Source organism: Sphingomonas sp. BL-S-30 (assembly GCF_055521475.1).
In genome coordinates this window covers 148,783-167,052 of the sequence record NZ_CM145481.1, presented here as the reverse complement: position 1 = coordinate 167,052, position 18,270 = coordinate 148,783, and the positions used below count along the sequence as shown (strand labels likewise).

Genomic DNA, 18,270 nt, shown 5'->3' with positions numbered 1-18,270 from the left:
CATTCGCAGGTCTCGTTTTCTCCCGTCGGAACATCGGCATGCGCACAGGGGCACGGCCGCTGTCAAGTTTCAATGCGTCGGAAACTGCCGCATCTGCGAAAAAGCGGCAGATTGCCTGGAAGCCTTGCCGCGAGACCGCCATAAGCTTCTCATGAGGGCCCCCGAACCGAATCGAATCCTGATCACGGGCGCTTCAGGCGGCCTGGGTGGAGCACTCGCGCTTCACTATGCGCAACCGGGCCGAACATTACTGCTTTGGGGTCGGGACCATAAGAAGCTGGAGACGATCGCCGTTGCGTGTCGCGCGGCGGGCGCAGCAGCGATCCCGCGCTCGCTCGATCTTTCCGATGGCGCGACAGCCGTCGCCGCACTCGAGCAGGAGGACGATGCAGGCGCGATCGGCCTGGCGCTGTTCGTCGCAGGCGCCGGCGATGTACAGGCATCGGGCGACTTAGTGGAGGACCCGACGCAGGTCGTGCGACTGGGGATGGTGAATTTCGTAACTGCCAGCGCCATGGCCGCGGCCCTGGCGGGGCGCATGGCGCAACGCCGGCAAGGCCGGATCGTCCTTGTCGGATCCGCGTCCGCCTTTCACACCCTGCCCTTCGCTGCAGCCTATGCAGCGTCCAAGGCCGGCCTTGCCCATTTCGCCCAGGCCCTTCGGATCGGCGTGAAGCAATATGGTGTGCAGGTCACGTTGGTCTCACCCGGATTTGTCGATACTGATGCGGGGCGACGGGTGGTCGGCCCCAGGCCGTTCCTGCTCCAACCGTCGGACGCCGCGACTCGAATCGCCCGGGCGGCCTCCCGGGGCAAGTCTCATCTCATCTTTCCCTGGCCGTTCGCGCTGCTACGCTGGATCGATCTCCTCCTACCGGCGGGAATACGCGATCGGCTCCTGCTCGGGCTCAGACCTCCGAGCGACTGAACATGGTCGCGCCGTCCTCCTGCACGCAGCGAAGAATGGCGTGATGAAGCGCAGCCGGAGAAAGATCTGTGCGGCCCGGGCCGCCCTCCCATAGCGATCCGCCGGCACCGAATCGAACGATCACATAAGGCGTATGGCGCGCTCCGCCTGGCGCCGTCGCGCCAGGGATGCTCGGCCGGTGGTCGCCGAAAAACACGAGCAGCGCGGACCGGCCGTCCTTGCCGAGTCGCTCGACCAAGCCGCTCAGCATGGCGTCGCTGCTCTGGAGACGGTGGAGATAGGCTTCCAGCCGCCCGCGGGCGTCGCGCGCATTGTCGCTGTCCCAAGGCCCGTGGTTCTCCATGGTCACGGCGTAGATCAGCGTGGGGCCAGCGGCCTTGTCCAGAAGCTCGGCCAGCGACGCACCGAGAGTGCGGTCATCGACATAGCGGCCACCTCGCGACGAGGTCGGCGGGAACCCTTCTTCGCCTATCATCCGATCGAAACCGAGCGCAGGCATCAACCTGTCGCGATTGTAGAATCGCAGGTCGTGCGGATGGACAAAGGAACAATGATAGCCGGCCTCTCGCACCCGCGCCGGCAGCGCATAGGACGTTTCGCCCTGCGCGCTCAAAAACGGGTCGTAGCGACGGAAACCAAGCTCGTCCTCGCTGCGGCCAAACAGGACCCCATATTCCGTGCGCATCGTATAGGCACCGAAGCCGCTGACATCGAGGTCGCCCCATTGCCACGCGACCTTCCGCGCGCTGGCAAGGCCGGGCAGCGCGTGGTGCGCCTCGCCGGTAATCTCCACCGGATCTCCGAACGACTCGCATTGCACGATGACGATCAGTTCGGGGGGGGCGGGATCGGTTTCCCAGGTGACGCTGAGCGGAGGACAGGGTTGCGGGTCCGGACTATGCCGCCAGCGCCGCCAATAGAGAAACAGACTGGCGATTAATCCATATCGGACAAAGTCGCCTGCAAGGTCGGGCGTCTGAGCCACTGACTCGAGCCATTTACTGCGAGCGAGCAATAGCGCTGCTCCGCTCCCTACCGCCAGCAGCACGGCCCCCACAAGGTGAGGTTGAAACGACATCGAGAACAGCAAGAGCAGAACGATGAGCGCGATCGCCGCGCCGATCGCCAGTAGGGCGCGCTGGCGCACTGAAAGCGCGGTAAAATAGAAGCGGGGATGCCGAAACACGGCAATTATTAGCGCCAAATCGGAGAAGATTAGCGGCTCGCCCAGCATTTTGTGCTTGGCATTGGAAGCGCCCGCAAGGAGCGCCATCAAGGCGCTCGCCAGAATGGCCGCGACCGGGGCATTGCCGGAGACTGCGAGCCAGAAGCCGAAAAGAGCCGTCATGACCAGCAGGTGCAACGCAAGCCCGCGCCGGTCCCGCAGATACGCGCGCGGCCGCACGGCCGCGTCGAGCATCAGCGATGCGACCAGCATCGCCAGGAGAGAGATCACACCATTCGCCACAGAGAGTCGCCGCGTTGCCAGTCTCGATTAAGCCGTGCCCTCTGGCCGCGAAAATGAATCGTGACCTCGTCCTCTAGCGGAGCTTCGCGGCACTGTCACTGTCCCGGCGCATCACACCGCAACTTGGAAAAATCCAACGCGATCTGTATGCGTTGTCGGAATGGCGGTCTGGTTGACGAGGCCGCCATTGGAACCCGAAAGTGAAATTCGCGAATGCCAGACATGTTTGCCGAAGGCCCGGTCCTGATGCCGCAAGTCGCAGCACCAGGACCCGCGCAGCCGCTGGCGAACCGCAACATCTTGCTGCTCCAAGGATTGATGGGTCCGTTGTTCCACAAACTCGGTCGGGCGCTGCGGCGAGACGGCTATGGGGTCCACAAGGTCAATTTCAACGGCGGCGACCGGCTGTTCTGGCGCCTCCCGAACGGAATCGATTACCGCGGCTCACTGGCGGAATGGCCGGATGCGCTGAGGCAGTTGATCGCCGATCGCGAGATCACGGATGTCGTGCTGTTCGGCGACTGCCGCCCGATCCACATGGCGGCCACCGCCGTTTGCCGGGACCTGCATGTGCCGGTCCACGTATTCGAGGAAGGATATATCCGCCCGGACTGGGTCACGCTCGAACTGGGCGGCGTGAACGGCCATTCGACATTGCCGCGCGACCCCGCCTGGTATCGCGCCGAAGCCGCAGCGCTGCCGCCGGCGCCGGAACATCATCCGGTGCCCTCCTCTTTCCGCCGCCGCGCGACTGAAGGCGTGATCTACAATGCCGCCGATGTGCTGACACGGTGGCACTATCCCTATTGGGACAATCATCGGCCATGGCACCCGCTGATCGAAGGGATGGGATGGGCGCGTCGGCTGTTGCGACGCAAGGCCGCGGCAGCAAGGACGGCTGATGTCCTCATAAGGCTCGAGTCAAGCGACGCGCCCTACATGATCTTCCCGCTGCAGCTCGATTCGGACGCGCAGATCCGACTGCATTCCTCCTTCGCAGGCATCGCTGACGCCCTCCGGCTGGTAATCGCGTCGTTCGCTGCCAATGCGCCGCCTGAGATGCGGCTGGTGGTGAAGGAACACCCGCTCGACAACGGCGTACGCGACTGGCGGCTCGAAACGCAGGCGCTCGCCGAACTTTATGGGGTGGACGGCCGGATAGACTATCTCGAAGGCGGCGACATCGTCCCGGTCGCGCAACGCTCCAGGGGCATGGTGACGATCAACAGTACCAGCGGCACCCTGGCGCTCGCGCTCGACGTGCCGGTGATCGCGCTCGGCCAGGCGGTCTATGATATCGAGGGGATCACCTTTCAGGGCGGGCTCGACAATTTCTGGCGCGATCCGGGAAAGCCCGATGCCGAGACCTTCGCCGCTTTCCGCCGCGTGCTCATCGATCGCTGCCTCGTGGCGGGTGGCTTTTTCTCGGACGAGGCACTCACCAAGGTGACTGAAGGCGTGATCGCGCGTCTGGAGGCGGCAAGTCCGCTTAAACTTGCGTCCGGCGGTCAGAAGAGCGTTCCCAAATCCTGGAAAAGGGTTCTGGTCCGGGATTGAGTGGATTGATTTCGTCCGGTAGGACGCAAGACATCAGGCGCCGGGCGCCTTGACACTCCGGCGTGGATGCTGACGGAGGAAGGTTTGAGCTGGAACGACACGGTTAACGCGCGCGGGTGGAAAGTCCCTTTCGTGCGCAAATCCCCGTACCAGATCGGCAAGGAATTGCGCCCCCGGATCGATGCGATCATCATGCGTCGGTCACCGGTTCCGGACGAACCGATCATCGACAAGGCATTTTTCCCCTGGATTCCAATTCTTGAAAGCCGCTGGCGCGACATCCGAACCGAAGCGACCCGAATCCGGACCGAGGATATCCCTTCACTCGGTGACATCTCGTTCGACCATGGCCGGATCGCAAAGGATCGCCGTTGGAAGTCGTTCTTTCTCAAAGGCTATGGCTACCGGCTGGAAGGAAATTGCGCGCGTGCGCCGATTACAGCGTCCCTGATCGAACAGGTGCCTGGCCTCGTTACCGCGACATTCTCGGTTCTCGAGGCCGGCGGCCATATTCCGCGCCATACTGGCATGACGAAAGGAATGCTGACCTATCACCTCGCGCTCAAGACGCCCGTCGAGCGCGAGAAATGCCGCATGAACATCGAAGGCGCCGACCAGCTTCACGTTTTGCCGTGGGAGGAGGGCCAGTCCTTCGTCTTCGATGACCTGTACAACCACGAGGTGTGGAACGAGACGAGCGAGGATCGCTACATTCTCCTGATTCAGGTCAAACGCCCCTGTCGCGGACTGGGCAATTTCATCCAGAACCTGTTTCTGTTCTGCGTGCGCTACTCGCGCTTCGTTCAGGATATCGTGCGCAATATCAATGATGCGGGTCATAAGCTCTCGACCACGGGAGCTCCGGCGTCGCCCGTGCATTGATCGCGTGTCCAGGCGTCAGCGTCGCCGCGCCTCCCGATGGCGCAATCGTTTCCAGACCACCCACGCAAGGCGCAGGTTCCGCCTGCTGAGAGCCTGGCGAAAAATCTCCTGGTGCTCGCGTCGATTCAGGAGACCGGGTTCGATGCCCTTGAAAAGCGCGACGAGCTCATCGGGCGATACGTGGTCGAGCATATTGAGCGCACCATGAAAGCCGAACTCGTCGCCCGTCGGTATCATGCGCTCATAGGCAAAGCGCCGCGCCACCTCTTCGGGCGCAAAGCGTAACCCGAAGCGCTCCTCCAGCAACCGGCGATGGGTGCGGCAAATTGCAATATCTTCGGGCTCTTCGGAAATCGGAAGCGCCGCGCAGGCCTCAATAAGCCTACGAGATCGCAGGGAAAACCCCCCGTTTCCGACCCGCGGTCCATCAGCGAAATGAGGCCAGGGCGCACCGATATAGTCATAGTCGAGAAAGGCGGAGTCCCACCGGGTCGAGTCGAGAACATAGCCGTCCCACTGCACACAAAGGGCATGTGGGGTCGTGAGATGCGCCGCGAGCTGATGCAACATAAAGCGCGAATATCCGGCTCGCGAACCGAGGGGCGGAATTGGCCTCCACTCGGCCCGCGTACCCGGCGGCGGTGGACGATCGCTCAGGAACAATACTTCGCCGAAGCGTAGCCCTCGCTGCGAGAGCTCCAGCGCATGCGCGGTCGCCGCCAGGCCGACGTCCGTCACCGTCAGCAGAGTTACCTCCGGCAAGGGGCGAGTCGGCGGCACCGCCGCTTCCTGCGAGGTCAGAATGCCAGCAGGCATCGTTCGGATTGTCGGCGAAACAAGGTGCTGTGGTACGGATCGACAGCCGTTTCCGTGCCCCAGCGGGAACGCAAGGCGCCAAGTTCGCGCTCGAATCGAACAAGGCTGGCGCCCCGGCGTATCTTGCCGCGTGAGCGGGACTCATGATGGATCAGCGTCGCGTGCGCGCAATATACCGTTCGCCATCCTCGCGCGGCCAGTCTCAGGCACAGATCGACATCGTTGAAATCAATTGCGAAGTGTCGTTCGTCCATACCGCCGACCGCTACAAACTTTGCCCGGTCGACGAGCAGGCACGCGCCGGTGACAGCGGATACGGTGCGGGTTTCGTCATGCCAGGGCGCGAACTTTCCCGGAACGGGCCGAACCCCCTTGTCGACATGCCCGGCGGCGCCGCCGATCCCCAGCGCGACTCCGGCATGTTGAATCGCGCCGTCGGGATATAGCAGCCTGGCACCTACTGCGCCGACCTCATCGCGCAACGCCAATACCGTCATCTGTTCAAGCCAGTCGGACGAAGCAATTTCGATGTCGTTGTTGAGCAAGCAGACCAGATCCCCGCTCGCCGAGGCGACGCCGACATTGGCCAGCGCCGCGAAGTTGAAGGGACCTGGCTGTGCGACGATACGCGCGGCTCCCGTTGCCTCCAACTGCTCGAACAGCACCCTCGTGCGGGGTTCCCTGCTATCATTGTCGACGATGATGATTTCGCGGGCACCAGGAAACCTGGTTCTTGACAGGCCGTCCAGGCAGATTTCCAGCAGATCCGCCCCGTCGCGCGTCGGAATGATCACGCTGATCGCGACTGGCGACGCGGCGGCCGGGGGGCATATGGAAGTCATGCGCGCCCCTCGCCGGTGTGTCAGGACGAGCGGAAGATGAAGCGGGGCACCGTCCCTCTCCGCAATGTCCCGCAAAAGTGCAGCCCAGTCCTCGACCTGCCCAGCGATCACCGCATCCGCCCGCACCGCGCAACTGCCGACCAGACCATCATGCGCTTGAAAAAGCAGCGAGTCCCAATCGGGCTTGATCCAGGGCGCGCACCGGCGGCCCGAATCCAGCTGATCCTCGTCCCAATAAACGAGCTGCGAGTCACAGCTCTTCAAGCGCGTAGCCAGCACAGCGCCCAGTGCAGGGGCCACGCAGTCCCCAGCGCGGATCGGCAGGAGCCAGGGCGGATGGCCGGATAGGGGAAAATCGGTGGACGCGTTGAAAATCGGGAGATCGTGACCGAAGGATGCGGTGAGGCTCGCGCGCGTCACGGCACTGTCGCCGTCCAGCAGGACCGCGCCGACACGATCGGACACGGCACTGTCCCTGGGTGGCAACATCCCCGGTTCGACCGCCTTGATCCAGGCGTCATAATGGCCAGGGTGCTCGGCGGCGGCCAGGCAAAGCCGATTCCAGCCCCGCACCCTTAGGCCACGCAACAGCGCGTAGAGCCCGCTCAACGCCAGGCCCGGCCTGGCCGCAAGCGCAAGGCGCAGAACCGTCAGCCACGCCCGCGGCACTGTTCCAGCTGGCGCAGCTGGCATGTTCCTAAACGTGGCCGCCCATCATAACGCGTCGAATCGCTGAGGCGTGATGCTGGGGGCGGTGTCACACTTGGTCATTGTGATCACTTTAGCAGCTGAACCGCGCTCGTGGCTGTCACGATCGGCGAGAACAACTGACTGATAATCTGAACGAGCTTGCTCGGCTGATTCGCGCGCGCATTGCCAATATACAGTACATCTTTGTCCTGCGTCATGAACCGCTGCGCCAGGAAATAGCTGCCGGCTTTCATCATGTTCACGTGATAGACGACGGGGCGCAATACGCCATCCTTGTCGAGAACGTAGCGAAATACGAAGATGGCAGCGGGGTCGCCGAATGCTGGGCTGGAACCGCCCGCTTGCGCCACGGCTTCGACCAGAGAAATATTGGGTGCGCCGAACGGAAAAAGCTGGACCTGCCCAGGCGCGCCCATCACCGAAAAGCTTCGCGGCGCGCGAACAATCGACAAGCGGTCGCCGGGATAGACCCGAAGCTCCGCTTGAATGCCGCTCACCGCATCGCTCAGGCGAAACTCTTCGGTCACGTTTTGACGTTGCAGCCGGACGGCAAGATCCTTCACGTCGCCGCGGTATCCACCAGCAAGCGCGATCGCGTCTGCGACAGTCTCACGATTCGTCGGCAGCACCAGGCGACCAGGCCTGTTCACCTCGCCGCCGACGATGACGCTGTTGGTGATCACGTCGCGCATCGTGACGAGGACTTGCGGATTCTGGGAATAACCCTGCAGCGCACCGCGGATCTGTCGGGCTACCTCGCCGACCGTACGCCCGGCCACGTGCAAGCGACCGGCATAGGGAACCTGGATATCGCCGGAATCGTCCACACGGCTACCCGGCAGACGCTCCACCTTCGCGGAGGAATCGAACGACGCCGTATCGGACGAAAGCTTCGTCGCACCGCCGCCGAACAACGTCACCCCGGACTCGTAGACGGATATATCGAGAACGTCGCCAGGTCCGACCAGATCGGTGGGCGGGGGCGCCAGGTTCATCAGCGCCAATGGTGTAGGGACCGGAGGGGGCGGCAATGATGATGCGTCTTCGAGCTCGACCAACTGGATGCCCGAGTCCGGCGCGGCGACGGCACGTTCGATCTGATGGCCAGTCGGGCCGCTCGACGGCAGCGTCGCGCACGCCGACAGACCGATCACGCTGAGCGTCGCCAGAGCGGACCTGTTCAGGCCGCAAGCCCATCTAAAATTTCGAGAAAAACTCATGAGCTCCAGGCAGTCAGGTGTATGCGCCATTATGGGCACAGGCCCTAGCACCTCCATTTGGCCCAAGGCAATGATGTGCAGGATCGGCATCGAATACGGGATGGGCCGAAGCGATGCCAGAGTTGCCCGCCACGCCGCTTGCCCCTAGAGCGATCGTCATCGACGTGGCCCGTCTTCTGGATGTGTCCGTCCTACCGAGGTGCGTACGAATGTTGATGGAAGCTTTGGATGCAAGTGCCGCTACGGAGCGCGAGCCGGGACTCGGCGCGCGTACGCGGCGATGGATCAGCCGGCAGCGATGGTTCATCCTGCTGGTTGTGCTTCCGGTTCTGGCCAGCACGATTTATTATGGTTTCATCGCATCGGACATCTACGTCTCCGAGGCCCGCTTCGTCATCAAGTCGCCCGACCAGAAGCGGTCGACATCATCGACACTTGCGAATCTGATCCAGACAACCGGACTGTCGGCCGGCGAGGAGCAGACCAACGAGGTGCTCGATTATGTTCGTTCGCGCAATGCGCTCGGTGATTTGTCCAAGACCATTAACGTACGCGCTGCGTTCGCGCGGCCCGAAGCGGACTGGTTGAGCGGTTATCCGCCAGTGTTCCGGCGCGATTCATTCGAGAGCTTGTATAAATATTACAACCATATGGTCGGTGCCAATCTCGATCATGATACCAACCTGGCCGTCCTGAAGGTAAAGGCCTTCACGCCACGGGACGCGCACGCCATGGCCGCTGGCCTCCTCGATCTTAGCGAAAACCTTGTCAATCGTCTCAACATGAGAGCGCAAGCCAAGCAGATCGCCGAGGCGGAGGGACGCGTGCGCGAGGCGGAAGGGCGGGTTCGCAAAGCCCGCATCGCCATGCGCCAATATCGCAACACGGAGCGCCTGCTCGACCCGAGCAAGGAAGCCACCGGCGTCCTGCAGGTCTCGACGGAACTCACCGCACAGCGGGCGGCCCTTCAGGCACAGTTGCAGACGATACAGGCCGCCGCGCCTCGCAATCCTTCCATTCCGGCATTGCGGAGCCGGATCGCGGCAATCGACACCCAGATCAGCGGGCAGGCCGGGCGTGCAACGGGTACGTCCAGCGGACTTGCCAGCAAGCTCTCCCAATATGAAAATCTGCTCGTCGAGCAGGAGTTCGCGACGCAGATGTTCAGCACGGCCAATGCTTCGCTAGAGCAATCCCGCGCTGAGGCGCTTCGGCAGCAATTCTATCTCGAACGCGTGGTGGAGCCGCACACCCCCGACATGGCGCTCCTGCCCAACCGCCTGACCTCGATTCTCACCGTGGCGGGCGTCTGCCTGTGTCTCTATATGGTCGGCTGGATGCTTGTCGTCGGCATCCTCGAGCACAGGCCCGAGAGCTGATGTCGGCGCTTAGCGAAGGCTGGGAAAGCCAGGTCAGGGTCGTCAAAGCCCTCATGATCCGGGAGCTGACGACGCGTTTTGGACGTGAGAATATCGGCTTTCTGTGGATCATGGCCGAGCCATTGCTGTTCGCCGTGCTGGTGGGCGTTATGTGGACGTACCTCAAGGGGCCTGAGGAACACGGCGTGGGCATTATTGCCTTCGTTGCGAGCGGCTATATTCCGCTGACCTTCCTGCGCTCATCGTTCACCAGGAGCACCAGTATTTTTTTAGTCAACGGCAGCCTGCTGTATCATCGCCAGGTTAAGATAACGGACTTCATCCTGGTGCGTGTGATAATTGAATTCATCGGTGCGACAATGGCGTGGCTCTTCATCGCGCTTGCCCTGGGCCTCTTGGGATATATTCCGGCCCCGGCCAACCCAGGTATGATGGTCGCGGGGTGGGCGCTCTACGGCATACTCATCCTGTCGATCTGCTTCGTACTCGCGCCGCTTTCCGTGATGTCCGAAGTCGTCGAAAAGATCATGCCGGTTTCAGTTTATATTGCCATCCCGCTTTCCGGTACCTTCACCATGGTTTCGTGGGCTCCTCCATCCATTCGCGAGTATCTCCTGATGTCGCCGATGGTGAACACGATGGAGATGATCCGCTACGGCTTGTTCGGCGACTATGTGGAGCCCTATTACGACGTTTGGAATCCAATCCTCGTGTCAATCGTGTTCATGATGATCGGCCTCGCTCTGTGCCGGCGGGTCCGCCGGGATTTGGTGGTAGAATGATCGCCTGTGAATCGCTCTACAAATCGTACCGCGCCGGTCATGGGCGGAAGCGTGTGCTGGAAAACATCAACCTCACGTTCAATCGCGGTGATCGCGTCGGCTTGCTGGGTCGCAACGGCGCCGGCAAGACGACGCTGATCAAGATGATCGGCGGTGTCGAAATGCCGACGTCGGGCAGAATTTTGCGCAAGATGAGTTGTTCGTGGCCACTCGGGTTCAATGGCGGTTTCCAGGGCAGCCTCACAGGATATGACAACGCCCGCTTCATTGCCCGTATCTACGGCCGGGATTACAAGGATCTGCGGAGTTTCGTCGAAGACTTTACGGAACTCGGTGCGCAATTGCGCGCGCCGGTAAAGACCTATTCCGCGGGCATGCGCGCGCGCCTGGCCTTCGGCCTTTCGTTGGCAATCGAATTCGATTGCTACCTGATCGACGAGGTTATCATGGTGGGCGACCGCAATTTCCAGTTGAAATGCCACGCCGAGATTTTTGAGAAGCGGCACGATCGCGCCTTGGTGCTCGCCACACACGGCGTGGATTATATTCGTGAGTATTGCAATCTGGCGGTGGTTTTACGCAACGGCCAGGCGGAAGTTTACGAGGACATCGAAGAGGCACTGGCGATCTACCAAGCGTTGTAGAAGCCCGCACCTTAATCCAGTACCGCGCCAAGGTTGACGAGAGGCGTCTCCGCAGTTCATTCACGACAAGAATCATAACCCAGCCACGACGCCAATCCAGTCGCGTGTAACACCGGCCCGGGCGGCGAAGTCGACTCGGGGTACTGTTATCGCACGACGCTTTGCCCGGTTGCTAGCGACGGCGCTTGCACCTAGAAAGGGTTCGGAAAAGCGACGCATTTCAAGATAATGACGGCACCTCCGGATGCCGGGCGATGTCGGTGCAAGCTTAGGATGCGATTGTCGGCAGTGGGTAATTCCCCTGGCGGCTTCAGATTAGACGGCGGGCATGAACGAGACGGTTTATAAGTCGGCATTGCCCGGCGTCCCTAGAATCGAGTCGCCGGCCTTCCGCGCCGAACTCCCGCATCTCGGCCTGTCTGAAGCCGAACAGGCGATTGCGACCAAGCTGCATGTCGATGGCTTCGCCGTCGTAGATTTCGAGGATGTCGAATTCGACCATCGGGTGGATCGAATCCGCGCGTCGCTGATTCCTCGCTTGGGCGCCCATCTGAACGACCCGGAAAGCGACAAGACCCAAGGCCTGAGACGCATCCAGGATGCGTGGAAGTTCGACGAGGATGTCCGGGCGATCGCAGTGAATCCTGCCATCCTGGATTTGCTCTCGCGTCTCTATGGCCGTCGCGCATTCCCTTTCCAGACGCTCAACTTTCCCGTCGGCACGCAACAGGCAGTGCATGCCGACGCGGTTCATTTTTCAAGTCTGCCAGAGCGATTCATGTGTGGCGTCTGGGTCGCTATGGAAGATGTACCTGCCGAGGCGGGACCGCTCTTCTATGCACCGGGATCGCATCGCTGGCCGATCGTCAGCAATTCCATGATCGGACGCCGCGGCTATGCCAGCCATCTGGAATCGGCGCAGGACCCCTATGCGGACGCGTGGAACGCAATGATGGCGGCCAACGGCACACCCACCGAAACTTTTCTGGCGCGCAAGGGCCAGGCGCTGATATGGTGCGCAAACCTGCTTCACGGCGGCGCGCTGCAGTCCGATCCACGCCTGACCCGCTGGTCGCAAGTCACGCATTATTATTTCGAGGATTGCATATATTATACCCCGGCCTTCTCGGATGAGACGCTTGGTCAGTTACAACTGCGCGACATCGTCGGGATCGACGATGGTAAGCTACGCCCGAACTCCTATCTCGGTGTGCCACTGCCATCACAGCGAAAGCGCTCCCGGATGGGTCAGATGCTTCGTAAGCTCGATCCCTGGCGCAACGATTGATCGCAAAGTATCGTTGACGCGCGCCTCGTCGTCGCGCGTTGCACGGAAAGGGACGCTGCAGCGGTGATGATCGCGACGGTCCTGGAATCATTGCTGCTGCTGTTGCTGAGCCCCGGGAAGGCGCTGAAGATCATTTATTGGCGAATCACCGGCAGACGCTTGCGCGCGCGCCTGCAATTCGGAGAAGCAGTCGCGGCTCTGCCCTTTGCCTATGCGCAATGGAATGGCCGATGTGCGCGCGCCGATCGTCCTGCGCTGGCGTCGGTCGTCGCCGAGGCGAACGCTATCGCTGTGCATCTGCATTTTGCCCGGTCAGTCTTACCAGGGGACTTCGCCCGCGCCGTGCGATCGGTTATCCGCCAGACATGGCCGCACTGGCGCCTGCTCGTCACGAGCCAGGACGGGAATGTGCCCGACTTGCCGGATGATCCGCGCATTTCGGCGCTCGATGGCGCATTCGACAGCTATGGAGCTGGGCTCAAGGCCGCGTTGTCCTCGGCGGAAACGCGGTATCTGGTGCCGTTGCGGCGGGATTGCCGCCTGCCGCGCATGGCGCTGGCCGCCTATGGCATTCATCTGAGCACGATGCCCGCCGGCCATTTTCCGATCCTCTATGGCGATCAGGATGAGTTCGACCGGTTCGGCTGGAGGCGCAATCCCTGGTTCAAGCCGGCATGGGATCCGGAAATGTTTCTCGCCCAGGATTATCTTTCGGCAGCAATCGCCGTTCCAGTTGCCATAGCACGTGAGCTTCGCGTCGATGAGAGCGACGAGGCTGCAATTTACGGAATGCTGCTCCGCGCGACGCTGCGGCAAGGTCAGGCGGTGCAGCATCTCCACCGGATAACCGCATCGACTCCGCCGTGCCATTGGCGGCGCCCCGATGCGAGGCGGCTCGCATTGCTGCGCGACGCATTGGCGGGGGTGAATGGAACCGCGGTCGTCGCAGGCCCTTTCGGCACCGCATCGATTCGCTGGCCACTGCCCGTATCGGCGCCGCTGGTCAGCATCATCGTACCCACACGCGATCAGGTCGCCTTGCTGAAGACCTGTATCCGGGGCCTGCTTGACCGGACACGCTATCCCAATCTTGAAATCGTGATCGCCGACAATGACAGCCACGAGCCGGCGACCCACGCCTTTTTGTCCGAAATCTGTGCCGATCCCCGGGTGCGGGTGGTGACCTGGTCGCATCCGTTCAATTATTCGGCGATCAACAATTTCGCCGTCAAAGCAGCGCGCGGCGCGTATCTCTGCCTGCTCAACAACGACATCGAGATCATCGACGACCACTGGCTCTGCGAACTCATGCGTTACGCGGTGCGGTCCGACGCGGGGGCGATCGGCGCCCGGTTACTCTATCCCGATCGCACCATTCAACATGCTGGCGTAACCGTGGGAATGGGCAACGCTGCGGGCCATGCGCATCGCGGCCTTCCCGAACACGCCGCAGGTCATTTCGCGCATGCCCTAATCGCGCACCGCGCGATCGCCGTCACGGCCGCCTGCCTCCTCGTGCGGCGCGACAGGTTCGAAGCGGTGGGCGGATTCGACGAGGTGGCGCTTCGTATTGCCTATAACGATGTCGATCTGTGCCTGAAGTTGCACCATGCCGGCTTCGAGAATTATTACGTGCCGAGCGCCGTCCTGATCCATCACGAGAGCAAGTCGCGCGGCCTCGACATGGCGCCCGAACACATCGAACGGTATCGAACGGAGCTCGCTACGCTACAGGCGCGATGGGGAACCGAAACCTATCAAGATCCGACGCACCATCCGGTGCTGAGCCGCAGCAGCGAAGTCTACAAACCAGAATTCATCTTCTATGCGTCACCGTTTGATCGGCCTATCCCGACAAAGGGTCTCGCTGCCCACCGGCATAGTCCGAAAGCTGACGTATCGTAATCCGCCGGGTGCATTCGCAATCGAGTCGACCGCTCAGGTTGCCCGAAAATGAAACCGCGCGTGTGGGCACTGTCGGTGTCTTGGTTGCGCCCTACCCGCGTTCCAGGCACATGGCTGGTGCGAATCGCTGAACTGGCCATCACGGCGCTACAACCCGACAGATCGACACGTAAGCGTTTGTAAAAACGCTAAGATAGAGCCTGGTCCACCTCTCACTCCCCGCATTCACCCCGAATCCTGCCCGAACAGCTCATACAAGGCTTGTTCGACCGAATTTTCGAGGCGGTGTCGAGCGACCCTGACATGGAGTGGATCGCGATCGATGCGACCCTCATCCGCGCTCAGGCCCAAGCCGCTGGAGCGCGGCAAAAAAGGGGGGCCAGGAAGCCCAGGCTCTTGGCCGGTCACGCGGCGGGTTCGGCACCAAAATCCATGCCGTAGTAGATGCGCTCGGCCTGCCGGTTCGCTTCGATCTCGGCCCTGGGCAGCAGAACGACATGGTGCCCGCAAACGACCTGATCGATGGCCTCAAGGCCGAGCAGGTTCTCGCTGACAAGGCCTATGATGCCAACAGCCTATGCGAGAAGATCGAGGCGCAGGGCGGCATTGTCGTCATCCCGCCACGACGCCATCGCAAACAGCCGCGCGACTATGACCGCATTGCCTACAAGAACCGGTGGGGGATCAAGGGCTTCTTCTTTAAGCTCAAGCAATACCGACGCATTGCCACGCGGTACGACAAGCTTGCCGCTAACTTCATCGGCTTCATCAAACTCGCCAGCATCATGCTATGGCTTAAATGATCAATTTGTCACTACAGCCTAAAAACGGCAACTAGATTACTGCCCGGGGTGCGCCAATCTCCCATGAAACGGATCGTTTGGGCCGTAGCGCACGATACACTTGATTACAGTGTATCCTACAACAACCCTTCGGCTCTCAACCAGGCGGAGAAATCGCCCGACGGCCCACGTCCGAACGGATCGGGAAAGGCCTTCTGTAAATCCATTCGTTCACGATACAATAGACGGTGCGAACGCTGGATTGGCGTACCATCGGCAAACTGACTGAACGCCCAGTACCGATCAGGAATGTCTTTCGAGGTAGCTGCGACAACCTGCGCGCGGTACCAGCGCCATAGCTCGTAAACGACGATCTGATCCCTCGCATAGCGCCGCGTCATTGTGTCGCCGAGCGGGCCCAGCTTGGTGAAGTGCCAGAATCGTAAAAGACTGTCGTTCGAGCGTACATTGCCCATATCATCGACTCGGATACGGCGCTGATTGATGTTCCAGCTGGCCGTATTGTAGCCCGGATCCTTCAGGATCTTCACTTTGTCGAAGAATACCGGCACGTGGTCACACCATTTCTGGTCGACGAAAAGGCCCTTTGCCGGCGCATCGTGGCAGAATTCCAGCAGGCGGTCGCTCCACCATTGCGCGAAGCGGGCGCCTTCCCCGGTGGTGCGGATTGCCACGAAACCGAGATTGAAGATGCCCGCCCACATCGGGCAGATTTCGTTGTCGACAATGGCACCCAGTTCCTTCTCCGGCTCAAGCAGATGTGGAGTAAGGACGATATCGTGATCCTCGAGCAGTTCCAGTAACGGGGAGAGCGGGTTGAACAGACATGTGTCGGGATCGAGGTAGATTACTGCGTCGAAGTCGCGGCGGGTCGCCTCGGCCAGAAAGGGGCCCTTAACTGCCGTACAGATCTCGACGATGTCGTGTTTGAACAACCAGCCCTCGACATTGTCGATCCCCAACTCGTCATGCCAGACTACTTCATCGAAAGGCTCGTCGGCGACATCGAAAGCAAAGCCAGCCGGCACCTTATCGGTCATCAGCGCGACGAGGTGCCAGTCGGGATGATGACGACGCAAGCTCTGATAGAGTACGCGCGCGCGATTAAGGTAGCTGAAGCTGAAGCTGGAGAAGCAAAGGACTTTCACGCGCCACCCTCCAGAAGCTCGATGGTCATCGCGCTGTATTCCAGATAAAAGTGTTGTACGCTGCGGCGCGCACGTGCGAATCTGAGTATGTCGCCCGTATCAAAGGCGGCAAAGAGGTCGGCCTCACTCTTAAGGACTATGCCCGGGCCGATTCCTTCAACCAGATCGACGACGTTGCCGGCGCATTCGCTGGTAACGATCGCGGCGCCGCCGGCCAGCGCCTCGTACGCGGTGAGGCAAAACGTCTCGGGCCAGATCGACCACATGATCGCCACGTCGAGACGCGTGGCGGCCGTCGCCTTGCGCATAAGGTCAGGTTCACTCTCGCAAGCCACGACCTCTCGATATGTGACCGGTAGTCCACCTCGGCGGCCCTTGCCCAGGTGATGGAACTCATAGCGCGGGTCATCACCCAGCTTCAGGACCAATTCCTGGAACACCGACCAGCCCTTGTGATCGGCAGGATAGCCGATGAAGCCGACTCGTAAGGGTTGCCCCTCGTCCGCCTCGCTGGGTCCGGATGCGCCAGCCTCTCCTAGAGTCACATGCGGAATGACCCGGCTGGAACGTGACGCGTGGATGCCCGCTTCCTCCCAAATCGCCAACGCTGATCGGGAAGGCGAAAGCAGGTCGACCACAAACCTGTCGAACAGCTTTGCGAATTCGTCGCGATGTGAAAAATCGGCCTTCGTGAACTCGCACAACTCCCACGCCAATGTGTCCGGCTTCGGCACACCGGTATATTCCACATCGTTTCGCAACAATTTGAAATTATTATATAAAGCAGCGAAATCATGTATCCAGAAACTGCCTTGATGCGCGCCGCTCGCGGTGATGATGGCAATTACCTGATCCATGTTGTGGCCAAGCAGGTTGTGGATCACGAACTGGGGATCATGGGCAGCGGTGTCAGCATCGGTCAGGCATGCGACGATATCGTGCGGATGGAAGACTCCAACCAGTTCGCCATCCAGCAATACGCCCAACTGTACCGGATCGCCCGAAGTATCGAGAAATGGTAGGGGATGCACCGGGTAGAAGTGCATTTGTAAATAGCCGTGAACCCGCAGCAGTTCAACCTCACGGCGGAGCAGAAGCTGCACCCCGCCAACGTGCCGCGTATAGTCGTCATGCGAGAACGACAGAAGCAGTTTCGTCGAATATTTCTTAAACGCCTGTACAAGTTTGCTTTGCAGTAGCGCGCGTGGATCACAGGAGACTGGGCTGCGGTGCGACCTGTATTCGGCGATCTGATCGGCCACGGGCTTGAGACGCGAAAGAATATCCCAACGAAATCCAAGTTCGTGTCGCCCGACGCGCCCTTCGTCCTTTCCTGCCGTCAGATAGTGGTAGAAAGGATTGACCTCCGCGGCAGCCACGTCTGGATTATTTTCTAGATAGAATCTGGTCGAGAACGCCAGCGACGGGTTTCGTCCCTCACGCCAGCCATGCTGTAGATAATGTTCGAGCGGATCGACACCAGCCTCTGCGATGTCGGGATATGCGGTAATGTAATAATCGACGTCAAAGCCTTTTTCGGCCACATCGCGCAAGTGTGGGTCGATGTCGCTATCACGGCGTTTGAACCGCGACGTCGCTTTTTTGACCAATCGGGCAGCAAACGAGGCGGTGTCCGAATCCGAAAGGACGGCAGCACGGACCATGGTGACCTCTCCTTCGGCCAAGACTGACGTGACCGCTGCCAATGTATCCCCTGCGGAAGGACGCCGCCCCAACCGCCGACCGATCCACAGGTAATGCCGCGCTGGATCGATACCGGTGATCGCGACGTCGGGATATTCGGTCAGGTACCACGACGCATCGAATACCCCCGATGCCCGAAGGGCGGCGACGTCTTCGTCTGAAACATCAACCACTATTTAGCCCCCAGAAAAAC

At 60.9% G+C, this 18,270-nt stretch carries 14 protein-coding genes and 1 pseudogene; 9 read left to right on the top strand and 6 right to left on the bottom strand.

Features of this window, described 5'->3' with window-relative positions; genetic code table 11:
- Positions 1-151 precede the first annotated feature (151 nt).
- The gene (locus ACZ1I5_RS00670) at positions 152-928 is read left to right on the top strand and encodes an SDR family NAD(P)-dependent oxidoreductase (RefSeq protein WP_465171821.1); all 777 of its coding nucleotides are present in this window, start codon (positions 152-154) and stop codon (positions 926-928) included.
- Here ACZ1I5_RS00670 and ACZ1I5_RS00665 read toward each other — a convergent pair.
- Complete coding sequence (locus ACZ1I5_RS00665; protein WP_465171820.1) at positions 909-2,384, bottom strand: LTA synthase family protein; 1,476 nt, start codon at positions 2,382-2,384, stop codon at positions 909-911. The genes ACZ1I5_RS00670 and ACZ1I5_RS00665 overlap by 20 nt on opposite strands.
- A 225-nt stretch (positions 2,385-2,609) precedes the next feature.
- Here ACZ1I5_RS00665 and ACZ1I5_RS00660 point away from each other — a divergent pair, with 225 nt between their 5' ends.
- Entirely contained in the window at positions 2,610-3,953 is a 1,344-nt protein-coding gene (locus tag ACZ1I5_RS00660; protein ID WP_465171819.1) for a capsule biosynthesis protein, read from the top strand.
- A gap of 66 nt (positions 3,954-4,019) precedes the next feature.
- The gene (locus tag ACZ1I5_RS00655) at positions 4,020-4,835 is read left to right on the top strand and encodes an aspartyl/asparaginyl beta-hydroxylase domain-containing protein (RefSeq protein ID WP_465171818.1); all 816 of its coding nucleotides are present in this window, start codon (positions 4,020-4,022) and stop codon (positions 4,833-4,835) included.
- 15 nt (positions 4,836-4,850) lie between these two features.
- On the opposite strand, the gene ACZ1I5_RS00650 is transcribed toward ACZ1I5_RS00655, so the two are convergent.
- From ACZ1I5_RS00650 to ACZ1I5_RS00640, 3 genes are all read right to left on the bottom strand, one after another.
- Positions 4,851-5,651, bottom strand: coding sequence for a DUF5672 family protein (locus ACZ1I5_RS00650; protein ID WP_465171817.1), 801 nt, complete (start codon positions 5,649-5,651; stop codon positions 4,851-4,853).
- On the bottom strand, positions 5,633-7,102 hold the full coding sequence (locus tag ACZ1I5_RS00645; RefSeq protein WP_465171816.1) for a glycosyltransferase family 2 protein: 1,470 nt from the start codon (positions 7,100-7,102) through the stop codon (positions 5,633-5,635). Before ACZ1I5_RS00645 ends, ACZ1I5_RS00650 begins: the two co-directional genes overlap by 19 nt.
- A gap of 167 nt (positions 7,103-7,269) precedes the next feature.
- Positions 7,270-8,514 (bottom strand): polysaccharide biosynthesis/export family protein, encoded by a 1,245-nt coding sequence (locus ACZ1I5_RS00640; RefSeq protein ID WP_465171815.1) that lies wholly within the window; start codon positions 8,512-8,514, stop codon positions 7,270-7,272.
- Positions 8,515-8,633: 119 nt separating this feature from the next.
- Between ACZ1I5_RS00640 and ACZ1I5_RS00635 the strand changes: the two genes are divergently transcribed.
- The 6 genes and pseudogenes from ACZ1I5_RS00635 to ACZ1I5_RS00610 form a co-directional block, all read left to right on the top strand.
- Positions 8,634-9,803 carry a KpsE/RkpR family capsule polysaccharide export protein gene (locus ACZ1I5_RS00635; RefSeq protein WP_465171814.1) on the top strand — a complete coding sequence of 390 codons (1,170 nt, stop codon included), beginning with the start codon at positions 8,634-8,636 and terminating at the stop codon, positions 9,801-9,803.
- Positions 9,803-10,585 (top strand): ABC transporter permease, encoded by a 783-nt coding sequence (locus tag ACZ1I5_RS00630; RefSeq protein ID WP_465171813.1) that lies wholly within the window; start codon positions 9,803-9,805, stop codon positions 10,583-10,585. Before ACZ1I5_RS00635 ends, ACZ1I5_RS00630 begins: the two co-directional genes overlap by 1 nt.
- Entirely contained in the window at positions 10,582-11,229 is a 648-nt protein-coding gene (locus ACZ1I5_RS00625) for an ABC transporter ATP-binding protein (protein WP_465171812.1), read from the top strand. The genes ACZ1I5_RS00630 and ACZ1I5_RS00625 overlap by 4 nt, the downstream gene beginning before the upstream one ends.
- Positions 11,230-11,557: 328 nt before the next feature.
- On the top strand, positions 11,558-12,517 hold the full coding sequence (locus ACZ1I5_RS00620) for a phytanoyl-CoA dioxygenase family protein (protein ID WP_465171811.1): 960 nt from the start codon (positions 11,558-11,560) through the stop codon (positions 12,515-12,517).
- A 66-nt stretch (positions 12,518-12,583) separates the two neighbouring features.
- Positions 12,584-14,422, top strand: coding sequence for a glycosyltransferase family 2 protein (locus ACZ1I5_RS00615; RefSeq protein ID WP_465171810.1), 1,839 nt, complete (start codon positions 12,584-12,586; stop codon positions 14,420-14,422).
- 258 nt (positions 14,423-14,680) lie between these two features.
- Positions 14,681-15,225: pseudogene (locus ACZ1I5_RS00610) on the top strand (IS5 family transposase); the annotation flags it as partial.
- Between the two features lie 116 nt (positions 15,226-15,341).
- Here ACZ1I5_RS00610 and ACZ1I5_RS00605 read toward each other — a convergent pair.
- Both ACZ1I5_RS00605 and ACZ1I5_RS00600 read right to left on the bottom strand, forming a co-directional pair.
- Positions 15,342-16,373, bottom strand: coding sequence for a hypothetical protein (locus tag ACZ1I5_RS00605; RefSeq protein ID WP_465171809.1), 1,032 nt, complete (start codon positions 16,371-16,373; stop codon positions 15,342-15,344).
- The gene (locus ACZ1I5_RS00600) at positions 16,370-18,250 is read right to left on the bottom strand and encodes a glycosyltransferase family protein (protein ID WP_465171808.1); all 1,881 of its coding nucleotides are present in this window, start codon (positions 18,248-18,250) and stop codon (positions 16,370-16,372) included. Before ACZ1I5_RS00600 ends, ACZ1I5_RS00605 begins: the two co-directional genes overlap by 4 nt.
- Positions 18,251-18,270: the final 20 nt, after the last annotated feature.